The sequence below is a fragment of the Paenibacillus sp. MAEPY2 genome, from assembly GCF_000499205.1.
Lineage (GTDB): Bacteria > Bacillota > Bacilli > Paenibacillales > Paenibacillaceae > Paenibacillus > Paenibacillus vandeheii.
Map to the genome: position 1 here is coordinate 59,584 of NZ_AWUK01000038.1, position 26,853 is coordinate 86,436.

General features: G+C 45.4%; 23 protein-coding genes. 19 read left to right on the forward strand and 4 right to left on the reverse strand.

The genetic code is table 11. From position 1 onward, the window contains the following. Positions 1-10: 10 nt before the first annotated feature. Genes P364_RS0127435 through P364_RS0127445 form a run of 3 tightly spaced genes read left to right on the forward strand, consistent with a single transcriptional unit; the run spans position 11 to position 5,419 of the window. Entirely contained in the window at positions 11-1,915 is a 1,905-nt protein-coding gene (locus P364_RS0127435; protein ID WP_024633230.1) for a class I mannose-6-phosphate isomerase, read from the forward strand. After that, positions 1,912-2,949 carry an ROK family protein gene (locus P364_RS0127440; protein ID WP_024633231.1) on the forward strand — a complete coding sequence of 346 codons (1,038 nt, stop codon included), beginning with the start codon at positions 1,912-1,914 and terminating at the stop codon, positions 2,947-2,949. The genes P364_RS0127435 and P364_RS0127440 overlap by 4 nt, the downstream gene beginning before the upstream one ends. Next, entirely contained in the window at positions 2,903-5,419 is a 2,517-nt protein-coding gene (locus P364_RS0127445) for a glycoside hydrolase family 38 C-terminal domain-containing protein (RefSeq protein ID WP_024633232.1), read from the forward strand. The genes P364_RS0127440 and P364_RS0127445 overlap by 47 nt, the downstream gene beginning before the upstream one ends. 156 nt (positions 5,420-5,575) lie before the next feature. On the opposite strand, the gene P364_RS0127450 is transcribed toward P364_RS0127445, so the two are convergent. Beyond that, positions 5,576-6,328, reverse strand: a complete 753-nt coding sequence (locus P364_RS0127450) for a hypothetical protein (RefSeq protein WP_024633233.1) — start codon at positions 6,326-6,328, stop codon at positions 5,576-5,578. 160 nt (positions 6,329-6,488) lie between these two features. Between P364_RS0127450 and P364_RS0127455 the strand changes: the two genes are divergently transcribed. Both P364_RS0127455 and P364_RS0127460 read left to right on the forward strand, forming a co-directional pair. Further along, complete coding sequence (locus P364_RS0127455; protein WP_024633234.1) at positions 6,489-7,205, forward strand: response regulator transcription factor; 717 nt, start codon at positions 6,489-6,491, stop codon at positions 7,203-7,205. 1 nt (position 7,206) lies between these two features. Further along, positions 7,207-8,670: a sensor histidine kinase gene (locus tag P364_RS0127460; protein ID WP_024633235.1), complete on the forward strand. Its 1,464-nt coding sequence runs from the start codon at positions 7,207-7,209 to the stop codon at positions 8,668-8,670. 125 nt (positions 8,671-8,795) lie between these two features. Here the strand turns inward: P364_RS0127460 and P364_RS0127465 are convergent, their stop codons facing one another. Next, on the reverse strand, positions 8,796-9,656 hold the full coding sequence (locus P364_RS0127465) for a helix-turn-helix domain-containing protein (RefSeq protein WP_024633236.1): 861 nt from the start codon (positions 9,654-9,656) through the stop codon (positions 8,796-8,798). A 127-nt stretch (positions 9,657-9,783) separates the two neighbouring features. On the opposite strand from P364_RS0127465, the gene P364_RS0127470 reads away from it, so the two are divergent. The 7 genes from P364_RS0127470 to dnaN all read left to right on the forward strand — a co-directional run bounded on the left by P364_RS0127470 (position 9,784) and on the right by dnaN (position 17,908). Further along, positions 9,784-12,249: a beta-mannosidase gene (locus P364_RS0127470; RefSeq protein WP_024633237.1), complete on the forward strand. Its 2,466-nt coding sequence runs from the start codon at positions 9,784-9,786 to the stop codon at positions 12,247-12,249. A gap of 57 nt (positions 12,250-12,306) precedes the next feature. Beyond that, positions 12,307-13,200, forward strand: coding sequence for an ABC transporter permease (locus tag P364_RS0127475; protein ID WP_024633238.1), 894 nt, complete (start codon positions 12,307-12,309; stop codon positions 13,198-13,200). A gap of 1 nt (position 13,201) precedes the next feature. Further along, the gene (locus tag P364_RS0127480) at positions 13,202-14,098 is read left to right on the forward strand and encodes a carbohydrate ABC transporter permease (RefSeq protein ID WP_024633239.1); all 897 of its coding nucleotides are present in this window, start codon (positions 13,202-13,204) and stop codon (positions 14,096-14,098) included. A 76-nt stretch (positions 14,099-14,174) separates the two neighbouring features. Next, positions 14,175-15,809, forward strand: a complete 1,635-nt coding sequence (locus P364_RS0127485) for a hypothetical protein (protein ID WP_029881341.1) — start codon at positions 14,175-14,177, stop codon at positions 15,807-15,809. A 205-nt stretch (positions 15,810-16,014) separates the two neighbouring features. Next, positions 16,015-16,236 (forward strand): DUF896 domain-containing protein, encoded by a 222-nt coding sequence (locus P364_RS0127490; RefSeq protein ID WP_024633240.1) that lies wholly within the window; start codon positions 16,015-16,017, stop codon positions 16,234-16,236. 279 nt (positions 16,237-16,515) lie between these two features. Next, positions 16,516-16,755 (forward strand): CopG family transcriptional regulator, encoded by a 240-nt coding sequence (locus P364_RS0127495; protein WP_024633241.1) that lies wholly within the window; start codon positions 16,516-16,518, stop codon positions 16,753-16,755. A gap of 16 nt (positions 16,756-16,771) precedes the next feature. Beyond that, positions 16,772-17,908: a DNA polymerase III subunit beta gene (gene dnaN, locus P364_RS0127500; RefSeq protein ID WP_024633242.1), complete on the forward strand. Its 1,137-nt coding sequence runs from the start codon at positions 16,772-16,774 to the stop codon at positions 17,906-17,908. Between the two features lie 477 nt (positions 17,909-18,385). Here the strand turns inward: dnaN and P364_RS0127510 are convergent, their stop codons facing one another. Continuing rightward, positions 18,386-19,738 carry an MATE family efflux transporter gene (locus P364_RS0127510; protein WP_024633243.1) on the reverse strand — a complete coding sequence of 451 codons (1,353 nt, stop codon included), beginning with the start codon at positions 19,736-19,738 and terminating at the stop codon, positions 18,386-18,388. 170 nt (positions 19,739-19,908) lie between these two features. Between P364_RS0127510 and P364_RS0127515 the strand changes: the two genes are divergently transcribed. From P364_RS0127515 to P364_RS0127535, 5 genes are all read left to right on the forward strand, one after another. Further along, complete coding sequence (locus P364_RS0127515; protein ID WP_024633244.1) at positions 19,909-20,589, forward strand: TetR/AcrR family transcriptional regulator; 681 nt, start codon at positions 19,909-19,911, stop codon at positions 20,587-20,589. A 280-nt stretch (positions 20,590-20,869) separates the two neighbouring features. Beyond that, positions 20,870-21,760: an AraC family transcriptional regulator gene (locus P364_RS0127520; protein WP_024633245.1), complete on the forward strand. Its 891-nt coding sequence runs from the start codon at positions 20,870-20,872 to the stop codon at positions 21,758-21,760. Positions 21,761-21,916: 156 nt separating this feature from the next. Continuing rightward, positions 21,917-22,981 (forward strand): Gfo/Idh/MocA family protein, encoded by a 1,065-nt coding sequence (locus P364_RS0127525; protein WP_024633246.1) that lies wholly within the window; start codon positions 21,917-21,919, stop codon positions 22,979-22,981. 157 nt (positions 22,982-23,138) lie between these two features. Next, on the forward strand, positions 23,139-23,633 hold the full coding sequence (locus P364_RS0127530; RefSeq protein ID WP_024633247.1) for an RNA polymerase sigma factor: 495 nt from the start codon (positions 23,139-23,141) through the stop codon (positions 23,631-23,633). Continuing rightward, entirely contained in the window at positions 23,630-24,601 is a 972-nt protein-coding gene (locus tag P364_RS0127535) for a hypothetical protein (RefSeq protein ID WP_024633248.1), read from the forward strand. Before P364_RS0127530 ends, P364_RS0127535 begins: the two co-directional genes overlap by 4 nt. 160 nt (positions 24,602-24,761) lie before the next feature. Here P364_RS0127535 and P364_RS0127540 read toward each other — a convergent pair whose 3' ends face one another. After that, a complete protein-coding gene (locus P364_RS0127540; protein WP_024633249.1) occupies positions 24,762-25,226 on the reverse strand; it encodes a VOC family protein in 465 nt (154 codons plus the stop codon). Between the two features lie 108 nt (positions 25,227-25,334). On the opposite strand from P364_RS0127540, the gene P364_RS0127545 reads away from it, so the two are divergent. Further along, positions 25,335-26,246 (forward strand): helix-turn-helix transcriptional regulator, encoded by a 912-nt coding sequence (locus P364_RS0127545; protein WP_024633250.1) that lies wholly within the window; start codon positions 25,335-25,337, stop codon positions 26,244-26,246. 81 nt (positions 26,247-26,327) lie between these two features. Next, on the forward strand, positions 26,328-26,843 hold the full coding sequence (locus tag P364_RS0127550; protein ID WP_024633251.1) for an AAA family ATPase: 516 nt from the start codon (positions 26,328-26,330) through the stop codon (positions 26,841-26,843). Positions 26,844-26,853 lie beyond the last annotated feature (10 nt).

A 26,853-nucleotide genomic window follows, 5' to 3' on the forward strand; every position in this document is an offset into this window, starting at 1 on the left:
AGGTATAAACATGCCCCGAATAACCCCCTTGCCCTTTCATACTGAGCCGGTCAATTTCATTCGGCTTCAGCCCGACCAAGAGACAGAACCCGTGATCTGGAATGGGTATGATGAATGGCTTGATCAAATATGGCCTGAATGTGTACAGAGTGGTCGGCTTCCATTTTATACGGTCGTTGACGGTACACACGGCGCCGCATTCAGCGAGTGTCTGGAAAAGCTCCGATCGCGCTGCCGTCAGGAGAACAGGATAATCATTGAAATAGATAGCGCTTATTATTTAAAACCTTCAGCAGATTTGCTACAGCAGTTTCACCCTTACCTGACGGATAACCGCGCTTTTGGTGTTGTGGCCTCGGACGTAAACGTCGAGGATTATTTTCAGCCAGATGCTCAGTCGGTCTGGCTCAGTGATGTAGAACATCAACTGCAGCTTTATAACTCTGCTGAACACGCAGGGGACCAGTCACCAAAGGCAGATCAGTTGGCCCCCATCGTTGTGACCTTTGGGCCAGGCTCTGGGTTCCTAACTGCAGCATCGGGTCCGGCCAACGTTTCTTTATTTTGTGACTTATCCAGAGAGGTTCAGCAGAACCTGCACCAGCAGGGGATGGGTTCCCTGGGATTAGGTCCTTGCCGGGATACGGTCGAAACCTACAAACAGGCCTTGTTTCTGGAGTGGCCCGTCTGGGAGGAATATCGGAAACGCCGCTTGTACAATTTTGACTACTATGTGGATACGAACAACCAGGAACGCCCCGTTCTGGTCACCGTTCCCATGCTGCGCCGACTGTTGGCTTCAGTAGCCCGGCAGCCTTTTCGAGTAAAACCATTCTTTGCACCGGGAATTTGGGGTGGACAGTATTTGAAAGAGCTGTGCGGCCTGCCCCGAGAATGGAATAACTGCGCCTGGAGTTTTGAACCGATCGCACCGGAGAACACACTTTTAATCGGCTATCGGGATTTTATATTGGAGGTTCCGTTTCCGCTGCTTCTGTCCGCTCATCCTGAAGCAATTATGGGGGAGCGTAATGTACGGCTGTTCGGTGACTATTTTCCGATCCGGTTTGATTATCTCGATACGATAGACGGGGATCATCTGTCTGTGCAGGTCCATCCTCAGCAGGTTTATATCGAGCAGACCTTCAATGAAACGATGACACAGCAGGAATCCTATTACATTATGGAGCAGAAGGAGGGAGCCCAACCTTTTGTGGGGCTGGGCTTCACGGAGGGTACAACCGTGGAGGAACTGCTTCAGGCAGTTGAATCCGCCCATTCCTCGGGAACACCGCTAAAGGTCGAAGAATATGTGAACATCCTGGATGCGAATAAGGGCGACCTGTTCCTGATCCCGCCTGGAGCCGTACATTTTTCGGGCAAAAACAATCTGGTGCTGGAGATCTCCTCGACAACCTGGTGGTTTACCTTCAAAATTTACGACCATTTGCGGGTAGACAGAGACGGTCGGCCGCGACCGATCAACAGCAATCATGCCAGACCCAACATGAAGGAACAATTTGACACCCAATACGTTCAGGAACATTTGATAGCGGTTCCAAGGGAGTGCCGGGTACAGGGAGCTAGCAGTGAAGAACTGCTGGGTGAACGGGAGGATCTGCTTTTTCAGGTCAAAAGATTAAAGCTGGACGGAGAATGGATTGACGATACGGCTGGAGAGTTTGTCATGTTCAACCTCGTAGAAGGCGAACGCGTGAGGCTTACTCCGCTTGATGATGAGGCAGCGGCCGTGGAATGGGGGTACGCAGAAGCGTATATCGTTCCCGCCTCCGTTGGAGCCTTCCGAATGGAGTCTTTGGGTGACCGATCGTGCACCCTGATCCGGGCACAGGTTTCGCCAGAGTGGAACATGCCTCTGCTTCCGCATCACTGGAAATCTGGTGGGCACTTATGAATCCTGACGTCACGATCGCCATTGATGCAGGCGGGACTTTCTTGAAGGGTGGCGTACTGAGTAATGGGGATCTTTTGCCTCAATTTTATGTCAAAAGGTCGTCGCGCTCCAACAGCAGTGCGTATGAAATTGCCGCCAACCTGGCCGATGTGATTCAGGAGCTTGCCGCCGGATACGTCGCCTACATGGGGCAGCTTAGTTCCGTTAAAGAGACCCCAGTGGGATTTCCCAACTTTCATATCGGCTTTGCTTTCCCCGGGCCTTTTGAATACGAAACAGGCGTTTCCCGTATTCAGGGATTGAATAAATACGAGCAGCTCTATGAACGCAATTTAAAAACGCTGCTGCGGCGCAAATTAACGGCGCTTGCAGCGGAACACTCAGCTCCTACATGGATGAGCCGGCTTGCCGCCGCAAATATTTGTTTTGGCAATGATGCTGCTATGTTCGCTCTAGGGGTCGGCAGGCTTTTTCCACAGGACAGGTTGCTGTGCCTTACCCTTGGAACGGGCCTAGGCTCCGGCTTTGTTGAGAACGGCTCTATGGTTAGCGGGAAATGGGGGATTCCTGACACAGGCATGTTATATGCAGAGAAGTACAAGGGAGAAACCGTGGATGAGCTGTTCGGAAGCCGGGGGATTTTGGCTTTGGCGGACAGCCATGATGCTCGAAAGGAGGGGGAAGACGTGTACGATCTGGCCATAGCCGCAAGACAGGGGGTTTCCTCCGCCAACCTTGTATGGCAGCTTTACGGCCAGCGGCTAGGGGAAATGCTGCGTCCGTATGTGGCAGAGTTTCGCCCCGCGCGTCTGATTCTGGGCGGACAAATTGCGGGCGCCAATGATTTGTTTGGCGAGGCGCTTTCAGAAGCGCTCTTGCCCGAGGTGATTCTTCTGCATCATGAGAAGCAAATGCAGGAGCACGTGTTTCAAGGGATTTTCCAGCTCGTAAAAAATACCTATTCGACCAACAAAGGAGAAAATAAATATGACGCTCGAACAACAAATCAAGCAAGCCGCCATCCCGACGCTTGAACGAAAATGGAAAATATACGTCATTCACCATTCTCATACAGACCTTGGTTATACCGACAGGCAGGAAAAGATTGAACAATATCATGTCGACTTTATCCGTCAGGCGCTGCGTATTGTTAATAATGCTCATAACGGCGTAAAGCCCGATTGGAAAGGGTTCCGCTGGACCTGTGAGACCTTCTGGGCCGTGGAACAATTCCTGAAGCAGGCCGGGGACGAGGAAAAAACTGCATTTGCCGATGCCGTGCGGCGCGGCGATATCGAGCTGTCCGGCACGTATCTGAATATGACTGAGCTTCCCGACCTGCAGTTGCTGAACAAAATACACAGCAAGGCTCAGACATATGCCGGCTCGATCGGTCACCAAATAGACAGCGCGATGACAGCAGATATCAATGGCTACAGCTGGGGATATGCCGACAGCCTGCTGGATAACGGAATCCAGCATTTATTCAGCTGTATACATACCCATCATGGCATGTATGCGCTGGGCCGCAAGCAATCTCCGTTCTGGTGGGAGGCCCCAAGCGGGGAACGCCTGCTGGTCTGGAATGGAGATCACTACATGCTTGGCAACGAACTCGGCTTCTGCCCTGGTGCGCTGGGCAAATACATGATTCGTGATGAATTCAACCATAGACTTGTTGAACCGGCAAATATTCACGATCAAATCGCCAATACTCGCATCCATCGATATTTAGCCCAGCTTGAGGCGGAGCAGTATCCGTATGATTTTGTGCCGGTAATGCTGTCCGGACTGCCTACAGACAATGGATCGCCCAACAGCGCAATCATGGAATGGATCGAGGCGTGGAATCAGCAAAACGGTGAGAGAATTATCGTAGAGATGAGCACATTGAGCGGCTTTTTTGCCCGGCTGAAGGAGGAAGGAACAGATAGCTTACCGGTTCATAAAGGGGATTGGCCGGACTGGTGGTCGGATGGCGTAAGCTCCACACCGATGCACACCCAGATTTACCGGGACGCACAGCGGACACTCCGCAAGGTGGAAAAGCTCGATCCCGAACAAAACAGTGTCAGTCTCCAGGAAATTGAGGCTGTGGAGCAGGCGCTGGCTCTCTATGCCGAACACACATGGGGTTATCATTCTTCTATTTTTGAACCGTGGCACAAAAATGTTCAGCTGCTAGAGGTCCGCAAGACGGCGAACGCTGCAGAGGCAAGCAGGCTTGCTTACCGGGCGCTGGATCAGGCGCTGCTGGCCGATAACGCTGCTACCTTGTACCCGGGGCGTCCTTACCGCTTCAAGGTCACGAACCTGTCCGAGCGAGAGGTTACCGAGTTGGTTGAGCTTAAGCTCGAAGGCTGGGAACCGGATGAACTGTTGAACGGAGTGGAGGTGATCCGGGAGGACACGGGAGAGGTTCTGATCAAGCAGTCCACCCACGCGCAGACGATTATTGCGGAGCTTAAACTTCAAGGGATGGAGAGCTGCATACTGATCTTGCGCCCGCTGCAGTCAGCACAGCAGGGGTCTTCTTCCTTGACGTCAACTTCCAATTCGAAGCTGATCGGCGCTGATCAGGTGTACGACATGGAGGATATGTATACCTTAACACCGGGCGGGCTGCAAGGGCCGATCTCCGTTTTTCAAAACGGGCTGGAGTCGCCTTTTGTACGCTTGACTTGGTCCAAAGAACGCGGCATCGTGTCGTGGATTGATAAGGAGACAGGCCGCGATCTGCTGCAAGCGGATGATCTGTATGGGGCGTTCACACCCATCTATGAGGTGACAAATCCGTCGAACCCTTTGGATGCTTCTCAGGTATGGAGTGTCCGTTCAAAAATGGGACGCAACCGTAAGGGGATAAACGTGGAGCGTTCGGTCGGTCAGCTCATCTCTGTCCGCGCGGTAGATAACGGACCGCTGTATGCTACTGTTGAGCTTGGTTATCAGCTAAAAGGCATCGCCTATTTTTCACTGTTCCTGCGGATATATACCCGTCAAAACAGAATGGACATTTCGGCACGGTTCCATAAAGAAAGTGTTTGGAATCCGGAGAACGTATATCTGGCTCTGCCGTTCACCCCGGGAGGAAGTGGGCCGGTTACCCTGTTTGCCGATAAGCCGGGAGGCCTCGTTCGCCCCTGGAAGGATCAGATTCCGGGAACCTGCCTGGATTATTCCTCCGTGCAGGCGGGCATCGCCTGGCAGGATAACGAGCGCAGCTTGCTGCTTGCCGTACCGGACACGCCGCTTGTTCAATGGGGAACACTGGATTACGGGCCTAGAAAGGTCCACACCCAGCAAGCATCTGATGCCCAACCGGAAGCGTATGCCTGGCTGATGACGAATTACTGGGAAACGAATTTCAAAGCGACCTTGGGCGGATTCTATGAGTTTCAATATCATATATCGGCTGGCGGCAGACTTTCGGCTGAAGACATGGCAGCCGCTTTACAAGCACTGAACGAGCCGTTTGTAGTTGCCCGGGTTAATGAACAATAAACCGAATAGTAAAGGCTCTTCTTATAGTCAATAAACCAACAACCAGCAGGCCTCCACATGGAGGCTTGCTGGTTGTTGGCGTCCGGTCATTCTGTAGCGTATGGAGATTTCCGGCTTTGCTTACTGATGTAGGAGAAGGGAAATGTATCTCTATGTTTACTCTTGATTAGCTTCCAGTTCGACAATTTGTTCCTTGTATTGCTTCAACAGCTCGGCAAGAGAAGTTTTGATTGCGGCTGAATCCTTGGCAGATACAGCATTATTCAAGTTAGTCTGAGCTTTGAAGAATGCACTGGCAGTAGGATCAATACCGCTGATTTGAAACGTTTCTGCATCAGCGATTACCGCGCTTGTTACTCCGGTTGTTTTTTCGTCAAGTTCCACGGTGCTGATGGCTACTGCCTCTCCAGGTTTGGCGTTTTCCACTAATTTCTTCAGATCAGCACTACTTGTGGTGATCGAAAAAGACAGGGTGTTCTTGCTTTCGGAATGAGGTATTTGTTCGGCTTTTACGGCCTTTACTCCCTCAATCTTCAAAGTCTGCATTTCTTTCATCTCATCTGGTTTGGCGTTCTCGGAAGTTCCCTTCCATTGGTCAGAGTCTATGTCAACAGCAACCAAACTGGCCAATCCAGCGGACATAGAAGTCTGCGAAAGAAGTTTATTATAATTGGCCAACGTTTTTTCCCATTCGCTTACGGTATCTGGTGCGTATTTTTTAGCCAGTTCCACTGGATTAGCCATTGTGAAGGCTGCAATGGAGAATTTCGCTTCTTTCAAGGTAGCGGTTCCGTTTGTGACAGCATTGGCGTTAGCGTCACTGTCGGCATTCGCGACAACCGGTGCAGAGATCGCAGTGAGCAGCAGGGCGGACAGGGCAACATTTCTGAATTTGAAACTGTAGTTCATTTCGTAACACTCCTTATGATTTGGTTTGTCTTACAGTTATCAATTTACCGAAGGAGTGTGGCACAATATTGGTGTAATTGTGGAAAAACAATGGCAAAGCTCTTTCCTTCCATCTACCTTTGGTATACTCACTATAGAGAAAAGTACTGGAGGTCCGTTCATGAATAACGATTACCTCATCGCGGTTGTAGACGATGACGAGAATATACGCACACTGATTCAAGCTTATTTGCACAAAGAGAACTATCGGACGATAGGCCTTTCGAATGCGGAGGATGCCTGGTCCTTACATAGAATAAGTCCGCCGAGCATGTGGGTGATGGACATTATGCTTCCCGGCATGGATGGTTATGAATTATGCAAACGCATCCGTAATGAAGGAGAGGTTCCCATTATTATGATCTCGGCAAAGGATAACGAGGTGGACAAGATCCTTGGCCTTGAGCTGGGCAGTGATGATTATCTGGTGAAACCTTTCAGCCCCCGTGAACTGGTTGCCCGTATTAAGCGGCAGCTGGAACGCTGGATTAGAATTACCGGAGCGGGAGAAAAAGGGGTTGTAAGCGAGGCTGCGACGCCACGAATTGATACCGGAGAGCTCCAATTAATGTTGGAAGAGAGGCGCGCCATATGGCGCGGGGAAGAAGTGGACCTGACAAGCAAAGAGTTTACCATGCTCAAGGTACTGGCTGAACATCCGAATCGTGCGTTCACCAGGGACGAGCTGCTCAGCTTTGTCTGGGGGGAAGATTATTTTGGCAGTGACCGTGCCGTAGATCATTTAATTAAGCGGATTCGCAAAAAGATAGAGGAACTTCCCATCGAGTCCGTGTGGGGACACGGGTATCGAATGCGAACAGATCGGAGTGAAGCTTAATATGAAACTCGTTCATCAAATTAACCTTGCGTTCGGCTTGTCGCTAGTTCTGATCCTCTCCGTCACGGCCGTTTTACTCCATTATGTGCTGTTGGATCATTTCATTGGGACAGAGAAAAATGATCTCAAGACGTTAAGTGCCGCCATGTCTGCTTCTATAACTGAAGCGGGTGATTTTGCAATGAGTCCGGTTCTTTCCGCTGGAGCTGTAACTCTGCCTAATTCGAATATTGCAGGTATGCAGTCCGTCCAATTGGTAACAGGGGAGGTTGCGAGTGCTTCCACAACACTGATTCCTGCCGATGTTGAAGCTTTTGTCACCGATTATAACGGCAATGTGTTGTCGGGTACGACTTTGTCTGTGAATGGAATAACCGGAAAGGCAAGTAGCGATACATTGATTGAAGCAGTGCCTACCAACTTGCAGCAGTATACAGCGGTCACGTCTTCCAGCATCAAGGACCTATGGTCCGGAACGGACGGGCGTTATGTTATGGATGTTAGTCCTATCCCTCAAGGAACCCTGACCCTGTTGACTCCCATGAGCAAGATCAAAGCCATTGAACAGGCACTTCTGGGTCGGCTCATCTTGGTAATCGTTATCGTTGGAGCGGTTATGTTCCTGCTGAGTCTATTTATTACGAAAAGGAAGATTCAGCCATTGATGAATCTGAAGCAGGAACTAAAAAAGGTCAAAGAACGTCATTTCACGGATGTGCAGCTGGTCAGGGCTGGCGGTGAAATTGGGGCTGTCGCACAGACGGTATATGAGATGGCAGGCGAACTGAACAGGTTTAACGAGGTACAGAAGCAGTTTTTCCAGAATGCGTCTCATGAGCTGAAGACTCCTCTGATGTCCATTGCAGGCTATGCGGAGGGCATCCGGGATGGAATCTTTGAAGGTGATAATGTTCGTAAAGGGCTGGACGTGATTCTGGGGGAAAGCGGCAGATTAGGGAAGATTGTCACCGAAATGACGCTGCTCGCAAAGCTGGATAGTGAAGAGGATATTTTCAAATCTTCCGAGGTCAGTCTGAATGAATTGTTGACGGAAACGTCAGAGCGTGTTAATCCACTACTTGTTAAGAAAGGACTTACCCTTCATATCACCTGCCCGGAGAATCAAGAGCTGTTCATTATGGCTGATCAGGATAAACTGCTGCAGGCACTCCTTAACGTCGTGACGAATGCCGCAAGATACGCCAAAAAAGAAATTCACATCAATGCAAGCTTGGAAAAAGGAAAGATCACGCTATCCGTCTCGGATGACGGTCCCGGATTTCCACAGGAGCTGCTGCCCACCTTATTCCACCGCTTCGTCAAAGGAAAAGACGGGGAGTCCGGACTGGGACTGGCGATTGCCCGGGCTATTGTAGAACGCTGCGGCGGACTGATTCAGGCCACCAACCGTAAAGAGGGAGGAGCTGTAATCTCGTTCGGCTTTCCTGCTGCTCAACGTGTCTAAAAGAAAAGGGCGGCAATAAGTCCCCTTCTAGTTGCTCTCTCTGTATACAGGGAGAGCTTTTTTGAGTTTTGGGTACGGATATGATGGGATGCTGTAGATTTCACCACATGCACGCTTTGAATTCACTATGGTAGCAGCGATTCCTTATTCATTGTCGCGTTCTTACGGAAATCAAGCGGGGCTTGATTATAAAATTTTTTGAACTGATGGTAGAAGTGGCTGACGTTCTCAAATCCCGCTTCCAGTGCAATTTCAAGCACGCGTAACTCAGTGGTAAGCAGCAAGTTCTTGGCTACGTTCAACCGAAGCTGATTAATATACTCTGTTGGTGTCTGATTCAGATATTGACGGAAGGCGCGGTTCACATGACCGACGCTTCGACCTGATAATTCATAGAGGGCATGAAGACCATAATTCATGTTCTCTTTCAGCTGCATTTTGGAGATGGCATGCTCTAACCACAGCGGGAGGACGGGTTCTTCCATCGTTTCCAATGCAAAAAAATGCTGCGTCAAGATTTGAATAATCAGACCTTTTGCATATACACGAGCTTTCTTCTTATCAACGGTGGAGAGCATCATGATCCGTTCAAAGCTTCTAATTATCTCGGTCATTTCTAACTGTGATAGCATGGCGATCTGAGGAAAGGGTGCCTGCAATAGTCCTTGTGCATACTTCTGTTCATTCAAGTAAGCAAAAGCTTCTTCTATTACTGCGGAGCGACAAGGGCTATTCAAGAAACGGCAGTCCTGAGTGCCTTCCGGCTCATAGCGGTGAATATCGTGCGGTCGAATAAAGACAAGGCAACCCGGCCTCAAATGCTGAGTTGTTCCATTGACAATATGCTGGCACTGCCCTTCACTTAGAATGAAAAATTCGTAAAAGTCATGGGTGTGCTCGGGTGATACTTTCGATAAGGAATCGACCCAGAATGGATCCACGAGCAAGTCGGGATGGATGTGAGTTGACGCTGTGTATTTGATCATGGCTCGAACATCTCCTATTGTTGTTAATGTCAAAATAGCACACGAATTCCGTGAACACAACATAAGAAAGTATGGAGGCCTCTTGATAGAATGAAATAGATTACAAAGACATCAGGAGGTATCACAAATGTTGCTTATCGATCTAAATGGCAGGTGGAAAATGAAGAGAGTAGATCATGCCGAATGGATTCCGGCGACGGTTCCTGGCTCGGTCTTTCATGATTTGCTTCAGGCTGGACAAATGGAAGACCCCTATTACCGCGAGCAAGAGCAGGCTGCACTTGAACTGTGCAATTATGATTATGAGTACATACACTCATTTGAAGTGAACGAAGCGGATCTCAAGCATGACCGGATCATCCTGTTATGTGAAGGAGTGGATACACTTGGCGAATTAATTCTGAATGGAATGAATATCGGGAATGTAAACAATATGCACAGTACTTATGAAATCGATATTACTTCTGTTATCAAACAAGGTGAAAATACCATACACATTATTCTTCGTTCCCCTGTGGAGTATGTGCTGCGTAAACAAGCCGAGCGCCCGTTGATTAACTGCAGTGATGCGGTGGAAGGGATTTCCCATTTGCGCAAAGCACATTCCATGTTCGGTTGGGATTGGGGTCCACAATTACCTGATTTGGGGATCTGGCGGAATATTTCCATTCAAGGCTACGATCATGCCCGTTTGGATGATGTCTACATTACACAGATGCATAGCGAAGGCAAAGTGACCTTAGATGTTCGCGTAAGGACATCCGGTTGGGTCGAAGAAGAGCGGGAGATCCAGGTCTCATTCGATACTCCTTCCGGGGAGACATTGAACGGATTCACGTCTGTCGTGAATGATAGAGATCATCATATCTGGATTGAAGTGGAGCATCCCGAGCTATGGTGGCCGAATGGTCTGGGCAAACAGCCATTGTATCATCTGAGCGTTACTCTCATGGAACAAGGTATTGAGCTGGATCGTGATGAGAAGCGTATTGGACTGAGAACATTAACCGTCAAGCAAGAGAAGGATCAGTGGGGCGAGTCCTTCGAATTCGAAGTGAACGGTGTATCCATTTTCTCGATGGGTGCGGACTATATTCCGGAAGATAACATCTTGCCGCGTTGCAATCCAGAACGAACAGAACGATTGATCAAGAGCTGTGCGGAGGCCCATTTCAATACGATTCGTGTCTGGGGTGGCGGACATTATCCTGAGAATTACTTTTATGATTTATGCGATGAATACGGCTTGATTGTATGGCAGGATTTGATGTATGCCTGTGGTGTATATGAATTGACCGAGGAATTCAAGGAGTCGATTACAAAAGAGACCATCGACAACATGAAGCGCTTGCGCCATCATGCCTCGTTAGGCATTTGGTGTGGAAACAATGAGCAGGAGATGGCTTGGGTCGAATGGGACTGGGCAAAGAAAACATCCTTACAGTTACAAGCGGACTATATTAAGCAATACGAGGTTTTACTGCCGGCAATTGCGAAGGAATACGATCCGAACACGTTCTACTGGTTAGCTTCGCCTTCGTCCAAAGGCAGCTTTGATGATCCGAACGATGAGAATTACGGAGATATGCATTACTGGGATGTATGGCATGGCAAGAAACCTTTTACCGAATTTCGCACTTTGTACCCGCGTTACATGTCCGAGTTTGGATTGCAATCCTTTCCTAATCACAAGACCATTGAGACGTTTACGTTACCGGAAGACCGCAATATCTTCTCACCAGTTATGGAATCTCATCAGAAGAATGGTACGGGAAATGAGAAAATTCTGTATTACATCGGAGAGACGTATCGCTTGCCGAAGGATTTCAATTCCCTGTTATATGCTTCGCAGCTCATTCAGGCTGAAGGAATTTCGTGCGGGGTAGAGCACTGGCGCAGACATCGTGGACGCTGTATGGGCGCATTATACTGGCAATTGAATGATTGCTGGCCTGTTGCGTCTTGGTCCAGTATCGATTACTTTGGTCGCTGGAAAGCGATGCATTATGCAACCAAACGCTTTTTCGCACCTATCCTTGTATCAGCTCGGGAAGATGGTCCGAAGGTAGAACTTCACGTATCGAATGAGAGTAGGAGTGATGTGCAAGGAGAGTTGAAATGGAGGCTCATGGATTCGCGTTCCAATGAAATCGTAGCTTCGTCAAAAGCAATAGCGGTGTCAGCGTTATCCACAGCATTATTCGAACAGCTTGATTTCACTGAGATGCTCGATACAACTGCTAAGAAGCGGAATACGTATTTACAGTTTTCCTTTGTTGTGGATGGTGAAGTTGTAAGCGAAGGTACGGTGTTATTTGTGAAGCCAAAGCATTTTGGTTTTGTTGACCCTGCAATGGAGACCACGATGAAGGAAGAAGAGGATCGTTTTGTAATTACGGTTGATTCAAAAGCCTTCGCGCGGTTTGTGGAGCTGGATTTCAGCGAATTAGACGGTATTTTCAGCAATAATTATTTTGATATATCAGCAGGTGAGACGAAGACCATTGTTCTGAAGAAGGATGATATTACCAGATCAGCCTCCCTTGAGGAACTGCAATCACAGCTAATCGTACGCAGCGTATTTGATTTGTAAGCTGTTTTATGTTACCGCTTTCAATTTGATCTCCATAATGATGGCAGAGGTGGTTAAATGATTGAACGACTGGCAAAATACCGTTGGCAGTATGTAATGATTCTACCTGCTGCGATCCTGCTGCTTCTCTTCAGCTACATTCCGATGGTGGGCATCCAGGTGGCATTCAAGGATTTTCACATCGGCAGCACCATGTGGAGTAGTGAATGGGTTGGTTTTGAAAACTTCTCATTCCTGCAAGATGAACAGTTCTGGATTGTGGTGAAGAATACGATTTACATCGCGATTCTCAAGTTTGTATTCGGATTTCCAGCTCCTATTATGTTGGCCTTGCTTATCAATGAGGTGAAAAATAACAAATACAAGCGGTTTGTGCAATCCGTGAGTTATCTTCCACATTTCTTTTCATGGATCGTGGTAGCTTATATCCTGCAATCCCTGCTGACGTTGGACGGTGGATTGGTCAATCAGCTGATTGAGAAGCTGGGCGGAGATTCTGTCTTTTTCTTGGGATCTACGGAGTGGTTCCGGCCCATGATCGTAGTCAGCGGTTTATGGAAGGAGGTTGGCTGGAATACGATCTTGTATCTGGCAGCAATTACGACGATTGACCCGCAGCTCTACGAAGCCGCAAGAGTTGAAGGGGCAGGACGGCTCGCACAAATACGAAACATCACCTTGCCCGGTATAATGCCGACCATCTCCATCGTGTTGATTCTCAGTATGCCTGGACTGATTGCCGTAGGAATGGATCAGATCTATCCTCTGATGAATCCGGCCAATCAGCCAGTCGCGGATGTACTCGACACTTACATTCTTCGCAACGGCTTACAGCAAGGTTATTTTGGAATGGCCACTGCGGTCGGTCTCCTTTCCTCGGTCATCAGCCTGGTGTTGGTACTGTGCACTAATCAGATGGCGCGAAAGTTCAACGGAGAGGGGCTTTGGTAATATGAGATCTTCCATGAGGGAACGTGTGGGTCAGACCATCATTGTATTTCTGTTGGCACTGCTCTGTATCTCGGTAATCTATCCCTTCATGTATATGCTCGCTGTCTCCTTAAACGTTGGCAGCGATGCGGCAAAGGGTGGTGTTTATCTGTGGCCGAGGGAGTTTACTTTGTACAATTATGAGGTTGTGCTTGGGAATTCGGTTATTCAACGTGCCTACCTCATTACGATATCCCGTACGATCATAGGCACTTTTGTAGGCTTGCTGATCACGCTTCTGGCGGCTTATGGCTTGTCCTATAGGCATCTTCCTTTCAGGAAATCCTTACTGGGGTACGTGCTGATTACGATGCTGTTTAGTGGCGGATTAATCCCTTTGTACATCCAGCTTAATCACTTGTCATTATTAAACACATTCTGGGTGTATATCATCCCGTCTGCATTCTCGGCGTGGAATATGTTTGTGATGATGAAATTCATCCAGGGTATTCCGGAAGCACTGATCGAATCGGCTGAGATTGACGGCGCCAATCCTGTCCGCATTCTCTTCGTCATTATTATGCCGCTTTCGAAACCCATGCTTGCAGCCATTGGTCTTTTTACTGCAGTGGGGCACTGGAATGACTGGTTTTCTGGCGCATTTTATGTCTCAGATCAGAGTCTGATTCCGGTTCAAACGTTTTTGCAACAGCTGCTGTCTGCCCAGGATATTTCGACTGTCCTCGGATCCAACAATAATCAGGAAGCTCTGGCACGAGGTACCATGCTCTCTAACGTTACACTTATGTCCATCAAAATGGCGACAGTCATGGTAAGCGCGCTTCCGATCCTGTGTGTGTACCCATTTCTGCAAAAGTATTTTGTAAAAGGTGTGCTTATCGGATCAGTAAAAGGATAACCCAATGAAAAATTAAGCAACAGAATGGGTTTTCTAATCCTATACAAATTCATAATAACCGAGGGGGACGCATGTGATGAGTCTACGTCAACAGAAGGGAAGAAAGCTGGCTCTGTTAGCCATGGCTCTACTGATGTTTGGGATAACGGCATGCTCAAGCAGCAGCACGGAGAGTGGCAGCAGTTCTGCAGATTCTTTTAAGCTATGGCTAGGATGGAATGCAACGATTAATAATCAGAGTATGGTCCTAACATATTGGAAAGAAAAGGAACCCGGCATTGACGTTCGTCTGGAAGCTACGCAGGGCGATGTAATGACAGAGCTTAATCTGAAATTGAATACCGGTGGCTTTGATGATGCCGCCTTGTTCTCACGCAGTGATGTTGTCACCACTGCGATGACGCGTTCGGGCAGCGTTCTTCCGCTGGAGCAATACTTTGATATGCCAGATAAATATCCGGGGCTGGCCTCCATTCCGAAAATCTATCTGGATCAGATGAAAGCTCCAGACGGACATATTTATTCCATTCCGACCTGGTTTGATCAAAAACCCGATGATCCTTGGCCCGGCTGGGCTTCCTACGGCTGGTTTGTCCGTACAGATGTGCTGGAGAAAATCGGCATGACGATGGACGATCTGAAATCGTTGGACGGTATAGAGAAGTATCTGAGATCAGCAGCTAACCAGAAGGATGAAAACGGGAAACCTTTGATTCCCCTTAGTTTTCTCTCCGACGCGGGCGATGAAAATGTCATTCTGAGTACATTTGGCGTTACGGTCAGCACAGCTGGCGGCGTTATTCCAGTGGAGAAGCAAGGTAATGACTATAAATTCATCTATGACAATTCGCAATATAAAGCGGCTTACCAATGGATGAACAACATGTTCCGGGAAGGGCTTCTGGATCACGAAGCAATTACAGACAAGAAGGAGCGTTACAAGGAAAAAAACAAATCCGGACGTGTAGCCATGAATACGGGTGGTTTCTTTAATATGGACGCCCAGTTATGGGAGGTTCTCGACGGACCAACCGATCCGGCATGGTACTATGATGTCATTCCCTATCCGAAAGTGGACGGCGTGAGTGAGATTGGGGCTAATCAGATTATCAATCCGTATCCTGCCAATGACGTGTTTATCAACAAAAATACAAAAAATCTCGATTCTATTCTTGCTTTCTTTGATTACACACTACAGCCCAAGCCCGAACAGCAGCAGGTCGTGAATGAAGGTCCGCCTGGAGTGTTCTGGGATTGGGTGGATAAACCGTTGGGGAAATGGTTGTATACGGACGAGAATTATAAGGCCTTGCATGACTCTGGAGATCAAGCGAAGAAGGCAAGCACGACACCAGAGCTTTATGCGGCTTCTTCTTATAGTAATGACTGGTATCCATGGTGGAATTATGGGGTTACTGAACCAAAGGGGAGATTCAAAACGATTGAATTCACCGAAAAGATTGGCAAAATGGGTGGAACCAGGGTTGCTCAAAATTACGATATGGTGAAGGCCAAACCAGGCGGCTTATGGGAGAAATATTTGCCTGAACTTGATAATGTGCGAAAAGAGTATAAAGCCAAGCTGATTATGGCTAAGGATGATTCACAATTTGAACAGGCATGGAGTGATTTCCAGGCTGCACTGGAAAAACGGGCTCATTGGAGCGAACTCAAACAGGAATGGCATGAGGAGCTTCAAGGTAATCAATAGTTAGAAGAAGGGAACTGTCAATATGACAGTTCCCTTCTTGCTTTTGCATATTTATGTGGTGGTAAGGAAAATTAAATAAATGTGAACAAGAAATAGAGGAGAGAGTGGTGCCATATTTCTCGGCATTATCTAATAAATAGGTGCAGCGTATGCATTTCAGTGCTAGACTACCAGTAGATTAATTGTACCAGAGGAGAGGAAAAGAATGATTAAAAGTTTAGATCGCATTAATCAATTGGCAAAAAAAGAGCGTGAAGAGGGTCTGACAAATGCTGAACGAGTTGAACAACAAGTTTTAAGAGAAGACTATTTGCGGGAAATTCGAGGGCAGGTCTTAAACACTTTTTCAGCGCTTACAATACTCGATCCAGATGGAAATGATGTAACACCGGACAAAGTAAGAAATGAAAAGGGAATTGATTTATAGGGAAGGATTAGCTTTTCCGAAAAACGAAAAACCCACGATTATTCATTGACAGAAATGGATTGTATTAAAACGCTCTTTTTCTAATTGATAACGTGGGGTTCTTCTCATACACTTTATAAACTATCTTTATAAACGTAATATATAAAGTGTACCTAATTGGTGCGAATTCCGGATTTCGGTCAATGAGTATTGAATCACTGGAAGGAAATAAATTTATATGATAAAATGTGAGAATGTAAAATTGATTTAGGTAACTTAATTCAATGGAGATGATATAAGATGGAGGACAAACAATTTAAGATAGGTCTTTCTAAGAAAGACGGTCAGCTCGGTTTTGTTTTTACTCGTGGAGGGCCGCGTGAAGGTGCAGGAAGAAAGGGAATTGGTGTGACAAAGAAGGTTTCCTTGACTTTAACTGAAGATCTCTGGGAAGAAGTTGATCGTGAGTGTAAAGATTTAGACATCTCTCGGTCTTCATTTTTAAGACATTTGATTGAATCTTATTACGAAGCTAATTGAAAGGCAGGTGAATAAGTTGTTAATACACATATCAAGAGATTTACTAATTAAGTCTATTCAACATGTCTTTAAGGCTTTATCGAACAATAGTCAGGGAATATTGTCCGGGCTATACATATTTGCAGGAAATGAAGAGGTCGTTTTTAGGGGGAGTAATACAAGCCTAACGGTTCAATATAAGGCTTGTATTACTGATAGTAAGATTCATATTTTTAATGAGGGGAGCATTGTCTGTCCAGCAAAGTATTTATATGAAATCATTCGCAAATTGAATGATGGCAATGTGATCTTGGAGGTGAATGAGCAGCTCATACTGAGTATAACTTCTGGAAACACGCGTGTTTGCCTGAGCGGAATGTCGCCTATTGACTACCCATTTATCCCAACACAAAATCATCAACAGACAGGCAATGGCATAGATGTATCGTGCAATTCATTAAAGTCTTTGATTAAACAGGTTGCGGGGGCATGTTCAACATCTGAGGGGAAACCAATTTTGACGGGTGTATCGCTGGAGGTTCAAGGGAATCAGCTCACTATGACTGCTACAGACGGGGTTATTCGAATGGCTACAGGGTCAATCTGTATCAAGAACGGAATGGGATTCTCGGGAAGTGCAGTAATTCCTGGTGTTAATTTAATAGAGATAGTCAAACTATTGGATGACGACCATGGAATGGTAACTATACAATTTAGCCCTCATGAAATCAGGTTTATAACGCAAAATCAGCTTATTGAATCGGTCTTAATCGAAGGTCTTTACCCTCCAACCAGAAATCTTGTCCCAACTTCTTATGTCTCCGAGATTATTCTTAATATCAAATCGTTTAGACAAATGATTGACCGCGTATTTGTTTTGGCTGACTATCATTTAATTACAATGCATGTATCAGAGAAAAAGTTGGAGCTTATATCCAGTACGGCCGAAATTGGTGATGTGAGGGATACGCTAATTTTAGAAGATAAGAACGGAGGGGATTTTAGCATTACGATTAATGGAAAGTATCTTCTGAGTACGTTACGGTGCATTGAATCAGATAGCATCCGAATACGGTTTACTGGCACAAAGAGTCCCCTTGTTCTGCTTCCAGTGTTGGAAGACAGCACATGGCTATTTTTATTGAATCCTGTTATGAGAAGGATAAACGTATAGATTTTAAATTATTTATTTAAAAACGATAAATCCAGCAGAAGTTACCCTACATATGAAAATTCTCGCAATACACTTATAAATTTAAACTTACGATTTTTGCTACACGAGAGCGCTGCCTAATAAAAGTGCTGGTTTTCTCCAAAATTTAAAATTTGAAACCTCTTTGCGATGTTGTGCATCTAACATTTGTCTAAACGGAAGGAGGGGAAACTTATTGGACGTACTCAAAGAGGTGAAAAAAGCTCAAAAAGGCAACGTTCACGCCTTTGAGAACTTGATTCAAGCTCATAAAGTTGTCATGTACCACACCTGTATTTAATCCTACCAACTATCTCCGTGATCTTAGTGTCACCTTGGATTTACAATAATGGAATAGAAAACATTGAAACAAAAAAAGCATGAGAGCAGGGATACCACTCTCATGCTTTTGCATACAGCACTCAACATGCATCTTGCTGTCTTGTGAATTATTGTTTTCTAATGTACTAGATTTTCCAATTCAGGCTGCAATTTGTTTCGCAGAATATACAGCATAATAGCTCCAACAAGGAACGCGACGACATCTGCAATGACGAGGGACCAAACGACCCCGTGGAAGCCGTTCAGTCGGTTGGCGATATAGAGCACAGGAATGAGAGTAATTCCTTGAATGACTGACATAATGAAGGCGGCGGTACCTTGCGCTGTTGCTTGGAAAATCCCCACAAACAACGAGGTCATTCCTGTAATAAATAAGGATAAGAATGTGACATGCAGAATGTAGCTGCCCATTTCAATTAATTGCGGGTCATTTGTAAATAAACCAATCAAGTGGTCGGATATCAGATAGACGACAACGCCGAACACAACAGCTAACGCTACAATGGCTTTGATCGTAAATCCAATGGTATGCTTCATGCGTAATTTATTCGCTGTAAAAGAGAAGGCAATCAACGGCACAACTCCCTCGCATAAGCCCATCAGAATAAACTCAGGAAATTGCAACAAACGTGATGAAATTCCGTACCCCGCTACGGCCTGATCCCCATACTCGACAAGAAAATGGTTCAAAATGAGCGACATTGCACCCAAGAAGATACTCATTATAAAAACGGGAACTCCGATTTTGAAAACATTGCTCATAATTTCCTTGGAAGCCCTGAACCATTTTACGGAGATGGTCAAAAACTGGCTCTTATATCCCATATGGAATGCGTAAAAAACACTTGCAATCAAGTTAGAGATGACCGTAGCAGAAGCAACACCGATCACACCCCAATGGAAGATGAAGACGGCTATCGCATCAAGAATAATATTTACAACCACACTGAGAATCATACCGACCATCGATTTGATCGCTGAACCCTCAGAGCGCACAATATTCTCGAGTGTGAAAAATAATATGACGAATGGTGAACCAATAAGCATAATCGTGACATAGTCCTTCGTAAATCCGAAGGATTCAGGCGTTGCTCCCAAGCCATGAACAATTGGATCTATAAAAGGAAGGCCAACGGCAATCACAATAACACCAAGCACTAAGCTGCTGTAAAAGGCGAATGAAGACACATGCTTTAGATCATCATATCTTTTTTCACCGAGCAAACGGGAGATGAATGTACCGCTACCCATACCAATCAAGTTACCGAGCGCCATAATCACCGCGAATAAAGGCAAGGTTAGAGCGAGTGCGGTTAACATGGCCGTATTGCCCAGTGTACCAAGGAAATAGGCATTTAAGATGGAATAGATGACACTCATCGACGTGCCTAACATCATGGGTACGGCGAAGTGAACTACGGCTTTTGCAATCGGTGCTTTTTCAAAATAATGGAGGTTTTCTGCATCCATGTGATTCACTACTTTCTTCATTTATTTTTTGAAATGGCGTGGAATTCGAACAATATATTCAACTTCCAATCTAACAGTGTTAGTTTGTGCCTTACAGTGTTAGATGGTATCATGAACTTATGAACCTGTAAAGTATAATCTTACACTGTTAGATAAAAGGGCGGATATCCATGAAAAAACAACAGCCTCAAATTTCGGAGGATAAGATTTTGGAAGCTTCGTGGGAGCTTCTGGGAGAGGAGGGTATCGAGAAATTCAGTTTGAGGCGATTGGCCGTTCGGCTGGGCATTCAAGCACCCTCTTTGTATTGGTACTTTAAAAGCAAGCAGCATCTCTATCAGCGTCTGGCCAACCAGGTTTCGAAAATAATCCTGGAGGAGTTTCACTCCGAGGGAGAATGGAAGGAGCAGCTAACGGGTCTAGCGGAAACGGTACGTAGTGTGCTCAGCCGATATCCTTGCTCCACACAGCTCATGATGATGACGCTGCCCCACGAACCGGACATTATTCGGTTCACCAACCGCATGCTGCTCTGCGTAGAATCGACGCCGCTTGAGCAAGAACAGAAAATGCAAGTGGTTACTACACTTGTGAACTATGTCTTCTACTTCGTTCTGGATGATTATCAGCATCAGCGCAATGTCGCCGCAATCTTTAAGGACCAAGCAGCACTTCCTGGTGAAGAGATGATTCGCCTTTTGGACTCCATGGGCGAAGCGGAAGCAGGATTGTTCAGAAGAATGTTCACGAACGGCTTGTTTGAACTGATGGGAACCGACGGAGCGTTTGAATTTGGCTTGAAGCTGATTCTTCTGGGAATTGAGCAGGTAATTAAGGAACAAGAGAATTAGAATGTAAAAAAAATCGCACATCCGGATATTCGGATGTGCGATTTTTGATAAAGGCTTATTGTTAATTCTATATTGCACCGTTACCGTCAAAATCGAACTTGATGATGCAGGATTATTCAGCAACAATCACGATGAGAAATACGTTTATAAACACATCCTTTTAAATTATGATTAGGATCAACAGAGAATGAACAGAAGGAATTTGCACATGAAGTTGTTCCGAAATCGGTTACATGATATGTATTAAATGAAACATATATAAGGAGGATAGCTAACGTACATGAGTTTATATCTGGAAATCCCGGAACTTGACAAACGACTCCCATTTCGGAGCTTTATTCACAAAGGAGATGTGCTCTGTTATCCTCACTGGCATAAGGAAATTGAAATTATTTATGTTACCCAAGGAAGCTTGGATTTGGGCTTGAATGATAAGGTGATCCGTCTGAAGCAGGGGGAAGTCCAATTCATTAATGGCGGTGACGTCCACTTTTTTTTGTCATCCCCAGACAGTGAGCGAATTGTTATTCAATTTGATCTGAATCTGTTTCAAGACGTATCCACACTAATTTACGATGATCGGTCGCTTCGTGACATTTTTACTCAAATAGAGCAATCCAGCAGGAACTGGCCTCATGAAACGGCAACCAGGCTTCTTCCTCTTCTTCAAAGCATAAGCACAGAAGATGATGAGCGCAAAGAGGGCTATGCATATATGATCAAGGCTAGGCTTTACGAAATGTTGGCTTTTATTCTAAGAGAAGTACCAAGGGGGAATGAGACACATCGACCCCAAATTTCGGAACATATCTTGACTCCGACCAAAGAAATGCTTTTAAAGCTGGAACGAATTTTCGAATATGTAGAAAGGCATTACCAGGAATCAATTATATTAAAGGACGTTGCCGACTATATAGGGTTCAGCCCGTATTATTTCACTAAGTTCTTCAAGAAAAATACAGGAATGACCTTTATAACCTTTCTAAATGAATATCGACTTAATAAAGCGAAATGGATTTTGCTCAATGAAAATTATTCAATTACCGAAATAGCTGAGCAGGCGGGATTCAATAGCGTTAAGACGTTTCATCACTTCTTCAAGGAAGCAACGGGGACATCGCCTTTAAAGTATCGCATGACAATATCCGGGAATAAAACAGCAAGAAAATAGGAAGATAGTCTTTTATCAGACTTGTATGATAAGGGTATTAAACAAGTTGAGGTGCTATACATCTTGCATAGAATCAAGGTCGCAGCCACTCATCTTTTTTTACATAAAGTTTGCTGTGAGAAGTCTATGTAGGCATAGTCAAAATGGGAAAGGACGATGAAGATGAATAACCGAATTTATAATATAGCAATTGTTGGTTTTGGGGGGATGGGCGGCTATCATTGCCAGTTAATTGAGCCTGTATCACAAATTTCCGTAATCGGTGTATATGATACTGTTGAATATCGGATGGAATTGGGCAAGGAAGCCGGCTATAAAACATACGCAAGTCTGGATGCTGTTCTGACAGATGAGCTGGTGGATATCGTTTTGATTGCTACACCTAATGATGTTCACAAAGATATAGCAATTCAAGCTCTGCAGGCTGGTAAACATGTAATTTGCGAAAAACCGGTTACAATAACCAGCAAGGACTTTAATGATATTGTCAAGGTAGCGAACCAGGAGAAACGCGTGTTTACGGTCCATCAAAATCGTCGCTGGGATGAAGATTTCCGGACTGCCAAGGACATCATCGATAAAAAGACTTTGGGCGAGCTGTTCCATTTGGAATCCCGGGTTCAAGGAGCCAACGGCATACCTGGCGACTGGCGCCAGCTGAAGGATTACGGTGGAGGTATGCTGCTGGATTGGGGCGTGCATTTGCTGGACCAACTGCTGCAGATTACAGATAGCCAAATTGAAAGTGTGGCGGCTAATTTAAGTTATATTTTGGGAACCGAAGTGGATGATGGTTTTACGAGTTATATAACGTTTAAAGATGGCCTGACGGCACTGATTGAAGTGGGAACGACTAATTATGTGAAGTTACCGAGATGGTATCTCAAAGGAACGGAAGGTACTGCAGTGATTAGGGACTGGGATTTAAGTGGAGAGATTATCACTCGAAATCCGGATGTTGCTCATATAGAGCCGAAACCTATTCAAGCGGGGCAGGGATTGACCAAAACGATGGCACCGCCGTCCGAACAGTCCACGTTAAAGTTTGCAATACAAAAGCCGGACTTGGAAGAGCAAAGTTTCTATGAGAATTTTGTCTCTGTACTCGAAGGGAAATCTGAAATTGCAATTAAGAATGATGAAGTTAACAGAGTACTTGTACTGATTGAGACCATTTTTGAGGCAGCAGAGACCAAAAGTGTGATCCATAGAAGTATTTAACACGCTTTCTGTTATTGCTGTAACTACCATAGATGCGTTAAAACTTGTAAGCCGTCATAATGACGGCTTTTTGTCTGTCTAGATTTAAATTTACAACAAAATGTGACCAAATGCCGTCCTTGAGAGTGTTAGAGATATAAAGGAGGGCAGAACAACCATGCAGCGATTAGTGCCCCAACGGGGAGATCATGTGATGAAAGTCTATGAGACTTACGCGGATACGCTGTTCCGGATTGCCATGGTGCACCTCGGCAGGCGAGAGGACGCGGAGGAAGCCACTCAGGATACCTTCATCAAGTTAATGGAAAAAGCCCCTACGTTCAACGATGCAGAACATCAGAAAGCATGGTTGATCCGGGTCATCACCAATCATTGTAAATCCTTATTAGGCAGAGGCTGGCGCAAACGGGAGGTCAAGTTGGAGGGAGCAGATTCCCATACGACAGACGACCCCGAAGATCAGGCGCTGATCGAACTCGTACTGTCACTGCCCGTCAAGTATAGATCGGTGGTTCATTTGTACTATTACGAAGATTATCCGATCCGGGAAATCGGCGAGATCCTGCAGATCAGCGAGTCTGCGGTGAAGATGCGATTGAAGCGGGGAAGACAGCTGTTAAAACTGGAACTAGAAGGAGAAGAACCCCAATGAACGAGGAACAATTCAAACGAAACTATAAGAAAGCGGTGGATCAGATGAAAACAAACGACCAAATGAAAAAAAGGATAGAGCAGACTTTGAACACACAACGTCATGAGCAAAAACGCCAGCGAAAACCTTTTTATATTGCAGCAAGCGTCGTCATCGCTGCCAGTATTGGACTTGCGGCGCCAAGCATATGGCAGCAAGTGAGCGGACCGGCCGCGCCAGTGACACAGGTGGCACAGGTCACTCCGGGCGCGTTATTCGACCCGGTGGTGATTCCGAAGATGGAGCTTCCAGATTCGAAGAGTAATGGCGTTAAGGCCGATATGCTTCAACTGGTGGTCTATCAAGGCAATGTCTACACACAGTCCGCTACTTCGCTTGACGGTCCGGATGCGCTTGCTTTGCGCGGACAGAAGTTAGGCACTACAACAGGCGGCATCCATGAGCTGAGCGACCAAGATGAGTACACGGAGCTGGCCTCCAACATTGGAGAAGCGGACATCTATGCGGTCAACGGCTACGACACGAATTTCCGCATCATGTCCTACACCGAGATCGATGGTCAGGGGTATGCCCAACTGTTTGACCAGAGCAACGGCATCACTATCGGCAGCGGCGAAGACCTGATCGGCAAGCTTCATCTCGAAGGCAACGTCGCTTCGGCGCAGTGGGAGACCTTCGCCAGCTGGAACAACGGCTTACAGCAGCTGCAGTCGCTCGCATCGGACAAATCGCTAAAAAGCTTTATTTCAGCGCTATATGCGGCAAAACCGATAGCGACGAGCCCGGAACTGGAGGAGCACCTTTACGGGCAGGAAGATCGCAAAATCATCTACCTGACGCTTGAAGATAAGACGCAGGTCCAACTGGTTCTGTTCGGCGAAGGTCTGGTTCGCTACGGCAATGTACCGGTGTTCTTCGAAATGGAGAAAGGTGCCTTCCAGTCGTTCTGGAACAGCCTGGGTGAGTAAGGTGAAACCAACGAGAAGATGAACGTTCAGGAATAGGGAACTAACTTTATGCTGATTCAAAAGATACTGGAGAAGATCGTCTAACTGTTTGGATCAAATTAAGATGGCAAAAAGCCCACGTAATGCTCCAACTTGAGCAGCACGTGGGCTTCGATTTGAATTACTGTTGGTTAGAAATCACTCTATCCAGGAATGTATCAGCGTCGCTATTAAATTTCCAAACGATACCAAATTTATCGACCAACATTCCGAAGCAGGAAGACCAAGGCATTTCTGATAAAGGCATGATGACATAGCCACCTACAGACAAATTAGAAAAGTAATTGCCCATTGCCTGTTTATCATCAATAATAATGCTAATGATTACATTGTTACCTTTAACCAACTCCCCCGTTACGTTCTTCATCGAAGGAAGTATATCTGACATCATTATTTTTCCTCCAGCGAATTCTAACGATGACTCCATAATCATGTTTAACTCATTTTCTGGCAAAGGGTAGTCCGGATCTTGTGAAAAATCCTTGAATTTCACTTTTTTTACTTCACTTGCGTTTAAAGCTTCTGAATAAAACGCGATAACCTGCTCTGTGTTCCCATCAAAGTTTAAATATGAGATAACTGACATGATAAAACCTCCTCTTTGTAATACTTGAAGTGTAAGCTATAATAGGTGACATCTACATTGTCACCTATTATAGCTTTGTTCAAATTTTTTTTAACTAAAAGGAGTACTATGAATAAGATTGAAAGATTAATATCTATCATAATGATCTTGCTGCAAAAAAATGTGGTTTCAGCCACCGAATTCGCCAAATTATTCAATGTGTCAAAAAGAACGATTCTGCGTGATATGGAAACACTCGGATTATCAAACATTCCCATTTATTCTATTAATGGAGTGAACGGCGGATACGGGATTATGAATGAATACAAAATAGACAAACGACTTTTAAGTAGCAAAGACTTAGAAAATATACTAACTGCACTCGGTGGATTAGGAAAAATTCTATTTAGCGACGAAGTAGAATCAACGCTTAAAAAGATTGAATCGATGATAGGTTCAACGACTTCGGGAGGTACAATTCAACTGTCTTTTTACAATTGGGATGGTCGTCCTGAAATTGTGCAAATCTTAAAGACTTGTCAGGAAGCAATAGAGCAAGGAAGGTTACTTACATTCGATTATATAGATCAAAGTGGAGTCAAGTCGCAGAGACGGGTCGAGCCATACCAGCTTCATTTTAGTGAAATGAGTTGGTATTTGAAGGGGTTTTGTTTAGATCGAATGGAATATCGAACTTTTAAATTGTCCAGAACGGATAATCTGAATATCGATATTAAAACATTTGTTGCTAGAGATTATATGACTGAACAGAAATCAGAGCAATATTATCAACCGAAACTAATTACAATTAAAGTATTGATCTCACATCGGATAAAAGATCAATTTATTGAAAGATATGGTCAAAAAAGGATTGAAGCCTATAATTCTGAACTCCTAATAGCCGAAATAGATATGCCGCAAAACGACTTTGGATTCCGGTTTTTAGCTAGTTTCGGAACGGACTTGGAAATCATAGAACCTAAAGCATATGTTGAAGAATTTCGAGAGTTTCTAAATGCGATGATAAATAAATATGCCTAGTAATTTATAACTTAATTCTGTTACATGTTTCGGCTTTGTATCGGGTTGTTTCTAATAATGAAAAGAAGGAGGTACTTAGTTATGGAAAAAGCGATCTACTTAATTACAGGCGTAATGGCTTCTGGAAAGTCAACAGTAGCGGAGCTGCTGGCTTCGAAGCTGGAAAAAGCCGTGCATCTGCGTGGAGATATATTCCGTCGCATGATTGTATCCGGACGCGAAGACATGTCCGCTGAACCGTCGGAAGAAGCAGTCCGTCAATTATATTTGCGTTATCAGTTAGCCGCAAATGCCGCAAAAACCTACTATGAAAATGGTTTTTCTGTAGTTTTGCAGGATAATTACTATGGTGCGGAATTAGTCTATATGATGGACCAGTTAAAGGATTACCGGGTTCAGTTAGTTGTGCTCTGTCCTAAGGTAGAGGTAGTAAAAGAGCGTGAAAAATCAAGAGGAAAGGTCGGGTACACTGGCTTTACGGTAGAGAATTTGTATTCAGACTTTTTGAAAGAAACACCTCAAATCGGATTTTGGCTGGACAGTTCGGAGCAGTCACCTGAGCAATCAGTAAATGATATTTTACAGCACTTTAGATGAAAACCAATGA

Excerpts from the sequence above, each read along its gene's own strand:
- P364_RS0127435 (WP_024633230.1), top strand. The coding sequence starts at position 11 with ATGCCCCGAATAACCCCCTTGCCCTTTCATACTGAGCCGGTCAATTTC.
- P364_RS0127440 (WP_024633231.1), top strand. The coding sequence starts at position 1,912 with ATGAATCCTGACGTCACGATCGCCATTGATGCAGGCGGGACTTTCTTG.
- P364_RS0127445 (WP_024633232.1), top strand. The coding sequence starts at position 2,903 with ATGACGCTCGAACAACAAATCAAGCAAGCCGCCATCCCGACGCTTGAA.
- P364_RS0127450 (WP_024633233.1), bottom strand. The coding sequence starts at position 6,328 with ATGAACTACAGTTTCAAATTCAGAAATGTTGCCCTGTCCGCCCTGCTG.
- P364_RS0127455 (WP_024633234.1), top strand. The coding sequence starts at position 6,489 with ATGAATAACGATTACCTCATCGCGGTTGTAGACGATGACGAGAATATA.
- P364_RS0127460 (WP_024633235.1), top strand. The coding sequence starts at position 7,207 with ATGAAACTCGTTCATCAAATTAACCTTGCGTTCGGCTTGTCGCTAGTT.
- P364_RS0127465 (WP_024633236.1), bottom strand. The coding sequence starts at position 9,656 with ATGATCAAATACACAGCGTCAACTCACATCCATCCCGACTTGCTCGTG.
- P364_RS0127470 (WP_024633237.1), top strand. The coding sequence starts at position 9,784 with ATGTTGCTTATCGATCTAAATGGCAGGTGGAAAATGAAGAGAGTAGAT.
- P364_RS0127475 (WP_024633238.1), top strand. The coding sequence starts at position 12,307 with ATGATTGAACGACTGGCAAAATACCGTTGGCAGTATGTAATGATTCTA.
- P364_RS0127480 (WP_024633239.1), top strand. The coding sequence starts at position 13,202 with ATGAGATCTTCCATGAGGGAACGTGTGGGTCAGACCATCATTGTATTT.
- P364_RS0127485 (WP_029881341.1), top strand. The coding sequence starts at position 14,175 with ATGAGTCTACGTCAACAGAAGGGAAGAAAGCTGGCTCTGTTAGCCATG.
- P364_RS0127490 (WP_024633240.1), top strand. The coding sequence starts at position 16,015 with ATGATTAAAAGTTTAGATCGCATTAATCAATTGGCAAAAAAAGAGCGT.
- P364_RS0127495 (WP_024633241.1), top strand. The coding sequence starts at position 16,516 with ATGGAGGACAAACAATTTAAGATAGGTCTTTCTAAGAAAGACGGTCAG.
- P364_RS0127510 (WP_024633243.1), bottom strand. The coding sequence starts at position 19,738 with ATGGATGCAGAAAACCTCCATTATTTTGAAAAAGCACCGATTGCAAAA.
- P364_RS0127515 (WP_024633244.1), top strand. The coding sequence starts at position 19,909 with ATGAAAAAACAACAGCCTCAAATTTCGGAGGATAAGATTTTGGAAGCT.
- P364_RS0127520 (WP_024633245.1), top strand. The coding sequence starts at position 20,870 with ATGAGTTTATATCTGGAAATCCCGGAACTTGACAAACGACTCCCATTT.
- P364_RS0127525 (WP_024633246.1), top strand. The coding sequence starts at position 21,917 with ATGAAGATGAATAACCGAATTTATAATATAGCAATTGTTGGTTTTGGG.
- P364_RS0127530 (WP_024633247.1), top strand. The coding sequence starts at position 23,139 with ATGCAGCGATTAGTGCCCCAACGGGGAGATCATGTGATGAAAGTCTAT.
- P364_RS0127535 (WP_024633248.1), top strand. The coding sequence starts at position 23,630 with ATGAACGAGGAACAATTCAAACGAAACTATAAGAAAGCGGTGGATCAG.
- P364_RS0127540 (WP_024633249.1), bottom strand. The coding sequence starts at position 25,226 with ATGTCAGTTATCTCATATTTAAACTTTGATGGGAACACAGAGCAGGTT.
- P364_RS0127545 (WP_024633250.1), top strand. The coding sequence starts at position 25,335 with ATGAATAAGATTGAAAGATTAATATCTATCATAATGATCTTGCTGCAA.
- P364_RS0127550 (WP_024633251.1), top strand. The coding sequence starts at position 26,328 with ATGGAAAAAGCGATCTACTTAATTACAGGCGTAATGGCTTCTGGAAAG.